Genomic DNA, 12,177 nt, shown 5'->3' with positions numbered 1-12,177 from the left:
CAGTTTGAAGGGGATATCTTACCGGCGCGGGCGCAGGCGCCCCCGCCGCCGATATGACGGATAGACGCCGGGATGACGAGGCGGGGGATTGCCGACAGTTTGAAGGGGATATCTTACCGGCGCGGGCGCAGGCGCCCCCGCCGCCGATATGACGGATAGACGCCGGGATGACGAGGCGGGGAATTACCGACAGTTTGAAGGGGATATCTTACCGGCGCGGGCGCAGGCGCCCCCGCCGCCGATATGACGGACAGACGCCGGGAGAACGGTTATTTTTATTCTGCGCGGGGGGCCGGGCCTTTTCGCAGCCGGGCCAGGAAGGCTGAGGCAAAGGGGATGGTGGTAATGGCGGTGAGGGCGTCGGCCACGGGCTGGGCGGTCTGCAGGCCGAGGATGCCCCACAGGCGGGTGAAGATGCTCACCAGTATGATGAAATACAGCCCGTTTTTCAGCAGCGACAGCAGGCTGGCGGACAGCTTTTGGCCGGTGCTCTGGAGCAGCATGTTGCTGGACACCTGATAGGGGGCGGCTATGAGGGCGAAGACCTGGGCCTGCAGGGCAAATGTACCTATGCGTATCACCTCGGGGTCGTCCCGGAACAGGGTGACTATATCCCGGGCAAAGACTATGCCCCCCAGGGCCAGTACACTGATGATGATCTGCGACACGCTCCAGGTGAAGTAGTAGCCGGCTATCACCCGCCTGTAGTTGCCGGCGCCGTAGCAGTAGGCGGCCACGGGCTGATAGCCCTGCCCCAGCCCCAGGCCCACGGCAAAGAGGGCAAAATTCACCCGTCCCACGATGGACATGGCGGCCACGGCCGCGTCGCCTCCCAGCCGGGCGGCGTAGTAATTGAGGACCATGATGGTCACCGAGTTCATGCCCTGGCGCACCAGGCTGGGAAAGCCGGTGCCGCACACGTCGGCAAATTCGTTCAGGCGGAAGGACAGGTTTTCCAGCTTCAGCCTCAGGCCGGAGCGGCCGGAAGCGAACATGTACCACAGCAGGCCAAAGCTCACCAGCTGGCTCACGGCGGTGGAGATGCCGGCGCCGGTAATGCCCAGCTTCAGGCCGAATATGAGCAGGGGGTCGCCTATCATGTTCAGGCAGGCGCCGGCTCCCAGCCCTATCATGGCCAGAGAGGCCCTGCCCTCGTAGCGGAGAATATTGTTCATGACGTGGCTCCCCAGGAGGAAGGGGGCCGCCAGCAGCACCCACAGGGCGTAAGCCCGGGAATAGACCAATATGGTGGGGGTGCTGCCCAGGGCCCGGACCAGGGGGTCCAGAAAGGCTATGCCGCAGACTGCCATCAGCAGGCCGCAGCCTATGCCGGACACAAAGGCCAGTATGGCCACTCTGTCCGCCTTGGCCGGGTCCCCTGCCCCCAGGCTCCGGGAAATGAGGCTGCCTGCTCCCTGGCCGAACATAAAGCCAAAGGCCTGCAGCACGGCCATGAGGCCAAACACCACTCCCACGGCTCCCGAGGCGGAGGTGCCCAGGCGGCTGACGAAATAGGTGTCCGCCATATTGTACACTGTGGTGACCAGCATGCTGACGGCGGCGGGTATGGCCAGCCGTATGATGAGGCCCTTCAGGGGGGCCTGCTCCAAATGGCGGGAATCTGCCTTCATCGGTCCACCAGCTCAAAGCTGTCTTCGATCATCTGCTTCACCGCGTCCTCGGGCACGGAGCCGTCCAGTATCACCGTGTTCCAGTGGGTCTTGTTCATGTGGTAGGCGGGCGTCACTCCCTCAAAGCCCTCCCGCCAAAAGCCGGTCATCTCCGGCCGGCACTTCACGTTGATCCAAGTGACCCCTTCCCGGTCATACACGAACACAAAGGCCTTGCGGTTCTTCTTCAGGCGCACCAGCTGCCAATTGGCGTCAAAGGGGGCGTCCTGATACACGTCTCCCAGGCTCAGGGCAAAGCCGAGCACCTCCTCCCGGGTCTTCATCGGAAGGGCTCCGGCATGATCACGTCGGTGCGGCATACCTCCGTCAGCTCCGCCCCGGGCAGCAGCTCCCGGAAAAGGGCAAATATCTCCGAGGGCTTGGCCGTGTTTTCCCTGTGGGGCAGCAGGGCCGTCACAGTGCCCTCCCCGCAGGTCAGGCTCCCGATAAGGGGCCTCAGGTCCACGGTCTTTTGCCTGCCCTCCTTGACCCGGGTGACGGGCAGGGACTTCCGGGCCAGCAGCTCCCCTGCCGCCTGCTCCAGGGCCTGCCGGGAGGCGGATATACCCAGCCTGTATTCGCTGGCCTCCGGAGGCGGGAGCCTCTTGATCTCGTCGTAGAGGGCGGCGCTGCGCAGGCGGATGGCGGGAGGCAGGGCTTCGTTGAGGGCGTCCATGAGGCGCCCGGCCTGGTCCGGCGTGCCGTCCAAGTGGACCCGCATGAAAAAGGTGTCGTTGTCCGCCGTGGCTCCCAGGGCCAGGGCCTGCCCCAGAGATATGCCGGGCTTGGGATTGAAGCCCTTGGTAAACCACACGGGCACCCGGGCTATGCGCACGGCCCTCTCAAAGACCCCCATCAGGTCCAGATGGCTGATGAAGCGCAGGTCCGGCCCCTTGGAAAATCTGAAAAGGCAGGTGCCCACGCTGCCCTTGTCGTCGGGCTGGGGCAATTGGGGCTGATACACGGGCTCCTCCCGCCGGCCCCGGGCGGCGCACAGCTCGGTGTATTGCATACAGCCGTTGCAGCCGTGGGTCCGGCAGTCCGGGGTGACGGCGGCCCGGGAGGCCCGGCGGTTTTCCTCCGCCAAAAACTCCTTGCGCACCCCCACGCCTATATGGTCCCAGGGCAGGGGCTCGTCCAGCGCAAAGCGCCTCCCTGCCAGCTCCCCTATGGTGAGGCCCTCTCCGGCAAAGGCCTGCTCCCATATCTCCTCCGAAAAGGCGTCCTGCTCCAGCCGGGCGCCGGCCATAAAGGCCGCATACACGGCGCCGGCGGTCTCTGCGCCGCCTCTGGCCAGGGCCGCCTCCACCCGGGAGGCCGCGGGCTCGTGCCAGCTGAGATGCACCCCTTTGGGCATGCCGCTGCGTATCAGCTCTATCCGGTGTTCTATGACCTCCGGGTCCTCCATGGGCTCCCACTGAAAGGGAGTGTGGGGCTTGGGCACAAAGGGGGAAATGGTGAGGCCCACCGTAAAGCCGGGGCTGATGGTCCGGGCGTATTTTTGCACCCTGCGGACCAGGTCCGGTATGGCCAGGGCGTCCTCGTCTGTCTCATAGGGCAGGCCGGTCATAAAATACAGCTTCACCCGCTTCCAGCCCTTTTCGGCGGCGGCTCCCACCGAGGAAAACAGGTCCTCCTCCGTGAGATTCTTGTTGATCACGTCTCTCAGGCGCTGGCTCCCGGCCTCCGGGGCAAAGGTGAGGCCGCTCTTGCGCACGCTCTGTATCCGGTCTGCCAGCTCCACGCAGGACACGTCGGCCCTGATGGAAGGCAGGGATATGCCAGTCCTGCTGCCGGCGTAGGCCTCCGTCAGCCTGGAGACCAGCTCCTCTATCTGGGAGTGGTCCGTGGAGGACAGGCTGGTGAGGGCTATCTCCTCGTAGCCCGTGGCCCGGCACAGGGCTTCCGAGTCCCTGAGAAGGGTGTTCAGGCTCTTTTCCCTCACGGGCCTCTGTATAAAGCCCGCCTGACAGAAGCGGCAGCCCCGGGAGCAGCCCCGCATGACCTCCAGCATCACCCGCTCGTGGACTATGCGTATATTGGGTATCACCGGCCTCAGGGGAAAAGGCGCCCTGTCCATATCCCGCGCCAGCCGGGCCTCCGTCCGGGTCCGGGTCAGGCCGGGCACGTAGACCCCCTCCACCCGGGCCAGGGCCTCCAGTATGTCCCGGCGGCTGCCCTTGTGGGCTGTGACGGCGTTCTTCACGTCCAGTATGGTATCTTCGCCGTCGCCTATGGCAAAGGCGTCTATAAAGGGCTCCATGGGGGCGGGATTGGTGGCGGTGTGCCCTCCGGCTATGACTATGGGGTCCCGGTCCCCCCTGTCCCGGGAAAAGACGGGGATGCCTCCCTGCCGCAGCATGTCCAGCACGGTGGTGTAGCACAGCTCGTAGGCCATGGAAAAGCCCACGGCGTCAAAGGAAGAGAGAGGGGCAAAGGATTCGAGAGAATAGAGGGGGGCGCCCGCCTCCTCCATCAGCCGCCTCATATCGGCGGCGGGAGCAAAGCAGCGCTCGCACACGGTGTCCGGCTCCGCGTTGAGGACGGCGTAGAGTATCCTGAGGCCCAGGTTGCTCATGCCCACCTCGTAGATGTCGGGGAAGCACAGGCAAAAGGCGGCCTTCTCCCCGCCGTTCCGCGGCGCGGAGTTCAGCTCGCCTCCGGTGTACCGGCCCGGCTTTTCCACTCTGTCCAGAAAAGAAAAGACCAGCCGCTTGATATCTGTGTTGTCCAACCCTGTCTCCCCCGGGGATATCAATAGGTCTGCAGCCTGATATGCATTTTACGGGCGTATTCCGCCGCGGCGGAGCCCTCTTTGGCCTTGATGGCCAGCTTGCCCCCGGGCACAAAGGCCGCCGGGCCTATAAAGGTCACGGAGGGGCCCAGCTTCACGGTCTCCAGGGACTTGCACAGCCCGAAGGCTCCCGCCTCTATGGTGGCCAGGCGGGAGGGAAAATCTATCTCCTTCAGCCGCCCGCAGCCGGTGAAGGCCCCGTTTCTGATGGCCAGCAGGCCTGCGGGCAGGGTCACGCTCTCCAGAGACTTGCAGTCGGCAAAGGTGAGCTCCTCTATGTTGGTGACCTTGGAGGGGATGGTGATCCGTTCCAGGCTGCCGCAGCCGGTAAAGGCCCCCTTGCCCAGCTGGGACAGGTTCGGCGACAGGCGCACCCGCTTCAGACGGGGGCAGCCGGCAAAGGCCAGGTCTCTCACGCTGTCCACCGAGTCAGGCAGCTCCACTCTTTCCACGGCGGCGTTCTTGGCAAAGGCCCCCTTGCCGATGACCTTCACGCCCTCCGGCACCTTCACCGTGGCGGCGGCGCCTCTGTATTTGTACAGCACGCCCCCCAGGGCCACGAATTCCTTGTTCTTGTAATACATGCCGCCCGCCAGCAGGGCTATGACCACCGCCAGGGACAGGCGGCTCATGAGGCGGGGCAGACGGAACAGAAACATGTCTCTATTTCCCCTTGCCGTATTCGGTGCGGGGCACCACCACGGGCATGGCTCCCCATATCTTGTCGTTGTATTCCCTGATGCTCCTGTCCGAGGAGAAGTAGCCCGACCGGGCCACGTTCAGAATGGACTTGCGGGCCCATTCCTCCGGCCTGGTGTAGAGCAGGTCCGCCTCGTTCTGGGCCCTGAGATAGGACTCAAAGTCCGCCATGACCATATACTCGTCCTGCCCGGTGAGATAGTCCGCGAAGAACCGCAGGCCCCCGGGATTGTCCGCGCAGAAAAAGTCGCCTCTGATGAGGTCAAATATCTTCTGCAGGCCCGGTATGCGGGCGGCAAAGGCGGCGGGGTCGTAGCCGGGCCGCAGCTCCCGGACCTCCGTGTCGTTGAGGCCGAAGATGAAGATGTTGTCCTCCCCCACGCAGTCCCTGATCTCCACGTTGGCGCCGTCCAGGGTGCCTATGGTCAGGGCCCCGTTGAGGGCAAACTTCATATTGCCCGTGCCGGAGGCCTCGTAGCCGGCGGTGGATATCTGCTCCGACAGGTCGGCGGCGGGCATGACTATCTCCGCGGCGCTGACCCGGTAGTCCGGCAGGAAAACAAAGCCCATCCTGTCCCGCACGTCCGGATCGCTGCCGATGATGTGGGACACCCGGTTGGCAAAATAGATGAGCTCCTTGGCGGCGTGGTAGCTGGGAGAAGCCTTGCCTCCCATGACAAAGGACCGGGGCACCGGATATTTGGACGGGTCCTCCTTCAGGTCAAAATATCTGTAGAGGATATACAGGAGAAACAGCAGCTGCCTCTTGTAGAAGTGTATCCTCTTCACCTGCACGTCCAGCATAAAGGAGGGGTCCGACCGGAGGCCGGCGTCCCTGCTGAGAAAAGCGGCAAAGCGCTCCTTGTTGGCCTTCTTCACCCGGGTCCAGCTCTCCCTGAAGCCGGCGTCCTCCGCAAAGGGCTCCAGCTCCCGCAGCCGCTCCAGGTCCCGCATCCAGCCGTCGCCTATGGCCTCCCTGATGAGCTCCGTGAGCAGGGGATTGGCGGCAAACATCCAGCGGCGGGGCGTCACGCCGTTGGTCACGTTGGTGAACCGCTCGGGATACATCTGGGCAAAATCCCTGAACAGGGTGGTCTTCAGCAGCTCGCTGTGGAGGGCGGCCACTCCGTTCACCTTGTGGGAGCCCACCACGGACAGATTGGCTATGCGCACCCGCCTGCTCCGGTCGTTGATGATGGACATACGCTGCTTTTTGCCGTCGTCCCCGGGATACTTGATGCCCACCTGCTCCATGAAGAAATGGTTGATGTTGTAGATGATCTCCATATGCCGGGGCAGCAGCTCCTCCAGCAGGCTGATGGGCCACTCCTACAGGGCCACGGGCAGCACCGTGTGATTGGTGTAGGCAAACACCTTCTGAGTGATGTCCCAGGCCTTGTCCCAGCCTATGTGTTCCTCGTCCACCATGATGCGCATGAGCTCGGCTATGCTCAGGCCCGGATGGGTGTCGTTGAGCTGTATGCCCACCTTGTCGGCAAACACGTCCCAGTTGCCCCCGTGCTCCCGGTAAAATCTGTTGACTATGTCCCGCAGGGAGGCAGCCACCAAAAAGTATTCCTGCTGGAAGCGGAGCCTCTTGCCGCTCATGTCGCTGTCGTTGGGATAGAGCACCTTGGTCACGTTCTCCGACAGCACCTGGGCCTGGCAGGCGTCCATATAGCGGCCCTCGGAAAAGGAGTCCAGGTTGAACTCGCTGGCCGAGTGGGCGGACCACAGCCGCAGCACGTTTACGTTGGAATTGTTGTAGCCGTACACGGGGATGTCGTGGGCCTCCGCCAGCAGCTTTTCGGAGGTGTGCCAGCGGCTCTCTTTGGTGGTGTCAGTGCCCTCGCGGCTCACGTAGCCCCCAAAGTTCACCTCGGTGGTCTCCGTGACGCGGCTGATGGCCCAGGGATAGGGTATGTTCAGCCACACGTCGGGCTTTTCCCTCTGCCGGTCCCGCTCGATGGTCTGCTTCATCATGCCGTATTCGTACAGGATGCCGTAGCCGTGGGTGGGGATGCCCAGGTTGGTCATGGAGTCCAGAAAACAGGCGGCCAGCCGCCCCAGGCCTCCGTTGCCCAGAGCCGCGTCCTTTTCAAAGTCCGCCGTCTCCTCCAGGTCGTAGCCCAGCTCCATGAGAGCCTCCCGGGCCACGTCGTAGAGCCCCAGGCTGATGAGGTTGTTGGACAGGGCCCGCCCCATCAGAAACTCCATGGATATGTAGTGGATGCGCTTGGGCCTCACTGCGGAGTAGGCCCGGTCCGTCTCGATCCATCTGTCCACCATGTGGTCCAGCACCGTGTAGGCCAGAGCCATATAACGGTCGTACTCGTTGGTGTTGATGTTGTTTTTGGCCAGACGCCGCTGCAGATTGTTCTTCAGGCAATTGATAAATTCTTGCTTTGCCGTGTCAAAATCGGAATGAGGATTGATGATGCCGTCCATAGCTGCTCCCTTGAGTGTTTCACACTAATAGATTTTATCACAAAAGGGACCGTATATTCAAGAGGGAACAGGCGGCGGGACCGGGGTCCCGCCGCCTGCGATGGACTTGTGTGTGTCAGGAGTTTTCCATATACTGAGGAGGATAGGGTCTCTCGTATTCCTTTTCCAGGTCAAAGGCTATGGTGACTATCTTCTTGGGACCTATGTCCATAGTCACGGCGCCCTCCTCCATGGCGAGAGGCTCTATGGTCTCTTCGTTCAGGTTCACCAGCCTGGCGGCCTTGCAGCCGGCGGTAAAGCCTATGCGCACGCCCTCCAGCAGCTCTCCGGTGGGGTTGTACACCCTGAGGATGACCGCGTTGTCCCTCTCGGCCTTTTTCAGGGCGGAGAAGGCCACTCTGGGCTCGGAGATGGTCACGAAGGAGCATTCCTGAGGCAGCTCGCCTTCGTGGGCGTCCGTCTGCTTGTAATACATGGGGGCGTTGAAGCTGTGAGCGTAGTTCCAGCTGACCGAGTCGGCGTAGCTGCCCTTGTGCATGCAGATGGCCGTCTCGGCGGTCCGCTTGCCCAGGCACTGGGCGTCGGGAGTGAACTTGTCGTTGGCCACGTCTCCGCCGCCGGAGAGGATGCCCGTGCTTCTCAGCAGGGTGACGGCCAGGGTGGAATCCTTGTCCGACAGAGCCTCGTATTCGGGCAGGCCCTTGTTGATGACGGTGACGCCGTCTATGCCGTCGGACAGGCACACAAAGGTCTTCTGGGCGCAGCCGGGGTTGTAGTTGTGCCAGTCGGCAGGGCGCTCCTTGCTGCGCTCATACACGTCAAAAGGCATCTCCGCAAAGGCGCTGTCGGAGGATATGCCCGTGGGGAACATCATCCTGAACCGGTGGTTTTTGGCATTGTTCTCTATCTCGGTCCGTATATCCACTCTCGGAGAGCCGGCGTTCACCGTGTAGGTGACGGTGACGGGGCAGCTGACCAGCTTGTCGCTGCGGCCGTGGACGTCGGTGGTCTCGGGCACCTGCATGTCATAGCTGACTATGAGGGAGGCGGACACGGGGGACTGGTCCTTGACGGCAAAGCTCTTCATGGCGCCCAGGGAGCTGTACACAGTGTCGTCGGCAGGGGCGATGAAGCGGTATTCGTCGCCGTGGCAGCCGCTCTCCTCTATCATGCCGGCGTTGTCTATGGTCTTGCCCAGGGTCAGGTCCTTGATGTGCACCGAGTTCTTGTCCAGCTTCACGGTGACCAGGCCGTTGGTGATGGCGTTCTTCTTGTAGAGCTTGGGCACAAAGCTCTTCTCAAACCGGGGCCAGGAGGGCTGGGGCACCACCGTAAAGGCCTTGTAGCCCATAGCGGGCACGTCCCGGGCCAGCAGCTTCAGCCTGTAATGGCGGAAGCGGGCGGCCATGGGCAGCACCACCGGATGGGTGATCTCCCGGATCTCCACCTTGTTGTCCAGCACGTAGAAGGGTATCTCCTCCCCCTGAGGGTCCACTATTTTGAAGGCCTGCACGTCTCTCGTCGGGTCGGGAGGCAGGGGCACGCCCCTGGTCTTGTCGTTGAGCTGATAGTAGAGGTCCACGTCCATGACCTCCGACCGGACAAAGTTGAGAGGATTGAAGACCACGATGGTCTTGTCGGTGGTGCCTATCTTTTCCGTCAGCTGCCAGGCGGCCTTCTTGGTGACCCGCTCGGTCCATTCCTTCACCTGGGAGAAACGGGCCTCCATGTCCTTGTGCACCCGGTCTATGGAGCAGCCGCAGATGGAATCGTGGGGATGATTCTGCATGAGGGTCTTCCAGGCCAGGCGGATAAAGTCGGAGTAATACTCGCCGCCGGTGATGAGATTGAAGGCGTTGACGGGCTCCGCCACCTTTTCCAGATACTGCTCGCACTCGTTGTTGGCCTGCTTCAGATAGAGCCTGGCCGTGAGAGTGCCCGCCAGCACGTTGTAGTTGTCGTCATACCGCAGCTCCGCCTCGGGATAGATCCGCAGGTCTATGCCCTTGTCACTGACGGCCTTTTTGATGGCTGCCACGTATCTGTCCAGAGTGGAGTGGATGAGCACCCGGTCGTCCAGCTTTTCATTGAGCTTGTCTATGAGCTGGCCCACGTTGTGCTGGGGCTCAAAATGGTCCACGCCGTTCATCAGGAGCAGGGTGTCGGTGGCCGCCAGAGGCAGCATGCGCTCACACACGCCGTCCACGAACTCCAGGGCCTGCTCCTCGTCCTCGGGGATGCGCTCGAAGTTGTTGTACCAGAAGGCCATGGCGGAAGCCAGGACCTCGGAGCCGTCGGCGCCCTTCCAGATGAACTCCATGGACTGCCGGTCCACGTGGATGTCCTTCTGGCTGTAGCCCCGGCCCATGATGGAGGAGTCCAGCCCGAAGCCCCTGAATATCTGAGGCATCTGGGACACGTTGCCGAACTGGTCGGGCAGATAGCCCACGTCGGAACGGGCTCCGAACTCATTGGCTATGGCGCTGCCTATGAGAAGGCTGCGCACGGTGGACTCGCCGCTGACCAGGTTTTCGTCGTTCAGCTGATACCAGGGGCCCACCACGATGCGGCCCTCCCGGATGTATTTTTCCAGCCTGGCCCTGTTCTGGGGCTTGACCTGCAGGTAGTCCTCCAGCACGATGGTCTGGCAGTCCATATTGAAAAACTTGAAGGTGGGATCCTTGTCCAATATGGCCAGCAGGTTGTCAAACAGGTCCACCAGCTGCACCTGGAACTGCTGTCTGGTGTAATACCATTCTCTGTCCCAGTGGGTATGGGATATCACGTGTAATTCCTTTTTGCCCATGTGTCCGTCCTTGTAATCAAAAAAATCATCATACATATATTACCACAAACCGGGGGATAAATCAACGCAAAAGCCCCGGCCAAAAGAAAAAACCCGCCTGACGGCGGGTTTTGACTATCTTGCAGTCTATTCGTCGGCGCTGATGGAGCCTCTGCGGCTGCGGACAATGGCTATGCCCAGCAGGCAGGCGGCTACCACGCTGACCACCACCCGGACCATGGGAGAGACCGGCATATAGCCGAACTCGTCCAGCACCAGGATGGGAGCCAGCAGCAGAGCGACCAGGTTCATGACCTTGATCAGAGGGTTGATGGCGGGGCCGGCGGTATCCTTGAAGGGGTCGCCTACGGTGTCGCCCACCACGGTGGCCTTGTGCTCTTCGGTGCCCTTGCCTCCGAACATACCGTCTTCGATCTTCTTCTTGGCGTTGTCCCAGAGGCCGCCGGCGTTGGACAGCAGCACAGCCAGGAGCTGACCGGACAGGATGGCGCCGGCCAGGAAGCCGCCCAGGGCGTCAACGCCCAGAGAGAAGGCGATAAATACGGGGGAGCACACTGCCAGGAGAGCAGGGCTCAGCAGCTCTGTCTGAGCGGCGGCGGTGGATATCTCCACGCACTTCTGGTAGTCGGGCTTGCCCTCCTCGCTGCCGCTTCTGGGGTCGTAGTCCATGATGCCCTTGATCTCTCTGAACTGTCTGCGGACCTCCCGCACCAGGTCAAAGGCTGCTCTGTTCACGGCGTTGATGGCCATGGAGGAGAACATAAAGGGAATGGCGCCTCCGATGAGGAGACCTATGAAGATGTGGGTCTTGTCCACTGCGATGGCGGTCAGGCCGGCATCCTCCATGAAGGAGTGGAACAGGGACACGGCGGCGATGACTGCCGTGGCGATGGCCAGACCCTTGGTCAGAGCCTTGGTGGTGTTGCCCACGGCGTCCAGGTTGGCCACTATCTGCTGAGCGTTGGGATCCACGTCGGGCTCCTTGAGGGCGCCGGACATTTCAAACACGCCGTTGGCGTTGTCGGAGATGGGGCCGTAGGTGTCCATAGCCAGCATGAAGCCGGTGGTGGACAGCAGGCCGAGACCGGAAAGGGCCACGCCGTAGGCGGCCAGGATAGCGTGCTGAGGGAATATGATGGCCGAAGCCAGCACAGCCACGCCCACAGCTACCAGAGACCACACGGCGGACTCAAGGCCGGAGCCGAAGCCGGACAGGATGACCGTGGCGGGGCCGGTCTTGGAAGAGGCGGCGCACTCGCTGACGGGGCGGCTGTCGGTGGCGGTGTAATACTGGGTGAGCTTTTCAATGATGAAGGCCAGGACCACACCGAAGAGGTTGGCCAGGGCAAAGCGCCACCAGTCTATGATCTGTCCTTCGATCTCTACGGGCTGCTTCTGGAACACCACGTAGGACACGGCAAAGAAGCCGATGATGGCCAGGATGCCGGACAGGATGTAGCCGTTGGAAATGGGCTTCATGGGGTCCGACTTGATGTCGTCGGAGCCATGGACCGAATAGATGCCTATGATGGAGGCAAACACGCCGATGGCGCGGATAAGCAGAGGATAGACGACCATGGCCAGGATGGAAGCGCCGGAAGCGCCCGTGGTGGCCGTAGCGGCGCCCAGGATGATGGCGGCTACCAGGGTGACCTCGTAGGACTCAAACACGTCTGCAGCCATACCGGCGCAGTCGCCTACGTTGTCGCCCACGTTGTCGGCGATGGTGGCGGCGTTGCGGGGGTCATCCTCGGGGATGT

Annotated in this window: 8 protein-coding genes; all 8 read right to left on the bottom strand. The window is 62.2% G+C overall.

Translation table 11 applies throughout. The annotated features are described in order from the left end of the window. Positions 1 to 275: 275 nt before the first annotated feature. A complete protein-coding gene (locus IK083_10740; GenBank protein MBR4750030.1) occupies positions 276 to 1,631 on the bottom strand; it encodes an MATE family efflux transporter in 1,356 nt (451 codons plus the stop codon). Beyond that, positions 1,628 to 1,954: an MmcQ/YjbR family DNA-binding protein gene (locus IK083_10735; protein ID MBR4750029.1), complete on the bottom strand. Its 327-nt coding sequence runs from the start codon at positions 1,952 to 1,954 to the stop codon at positions 1,628 to 1,630. Before IK083_10735 ends, IK083_10740 begins: the two co-directional genes overlap by 4 nt. Then, entirely contained in the window at positions 1,951 to 4,404 is a 2,454-nt protein-coding gene (locus tag IK083_10730; protein ID MBR4750028.1) for a TIGR03936 family radical SAM-associated protein, read from the bottom strand. Before IK083_10730 ends, IK083_10735 begins: the two co-directional genes overlap by 4 nt. Before the next feature lie 20 nt (positions 4,405 to 4,424). Beyond that, the gene (locus IK083_10725) at positions 4,425 to 5,123 is read right to left on the bottom strand and encodes a leucine-rich repeat domain-containing protein (protein MBR4750027.1); all 699 of its coding nucleotides are present in this window, start codon (positions 5,121 to 5,123) and stop codon (positions 4,425 to 4,427) included. A 4-nt stretch (positions 5,124 to 5,127) separates the two neighbouring features. Further along, positions 5,128 to 6,450: a glycogen/starch/alpha-glucan family phosphorylase gene (glgP, locus tag IK083_10720; protein MBR4750026.1), complete on the bottom strand. Its 1,323-nt coding sequence runs from the start codon at positions 6,448 to 6,450 to the stop codon at positions 5,128 to 5,130. Positions 6,451 to 6,492: 42 nt separating this feature from the next. Beyond that, a complete protein-coding gene (locus IK083_10715) occupies positions 6,493 to 7,611 on the bottom strand; it encodes a glycogen/starch/alpha-glucan phosphorylase (protein MBR4750025.1) in 1,119 nt (372 codons plus the stop codon). A 115-nt stretch (positions 7,612 to 7,726) separates the two neighbouring features. Next, positions 7,727 to 10,453, bottom strand: a complete 2,727-nt coding sequence (locus tag IK083_10710; GenBank protein MBR4750024.1) for a hypothetical protein — start codon at positions 10,451 to 10,453, stop codon at positions 7,727 to 7,729. Between the two features lie 90 nt (positions 10,454 to 10,543). Then, the coding region (locus tag IK083_10705; GenBank protein ID MBR4750023.1) for a sodium-translocating pyrophosphatase at positions 10,544 to 12,177 on the bottom strand (1,634 nt) is incomplete at its 5' end.

Source organism: Abditibacteriota bacterium (genome assembly GCA_017552965.1).
Lineage (GTDB): Bacteria > Armatimonadota > UBA5829 > UBA5829 > UBA5829 > RGIG7931.
Note: the sequence above shows the minus strand (reverse complement) of the source record. Positions and strands in the feature narration are given on the sequence as shown.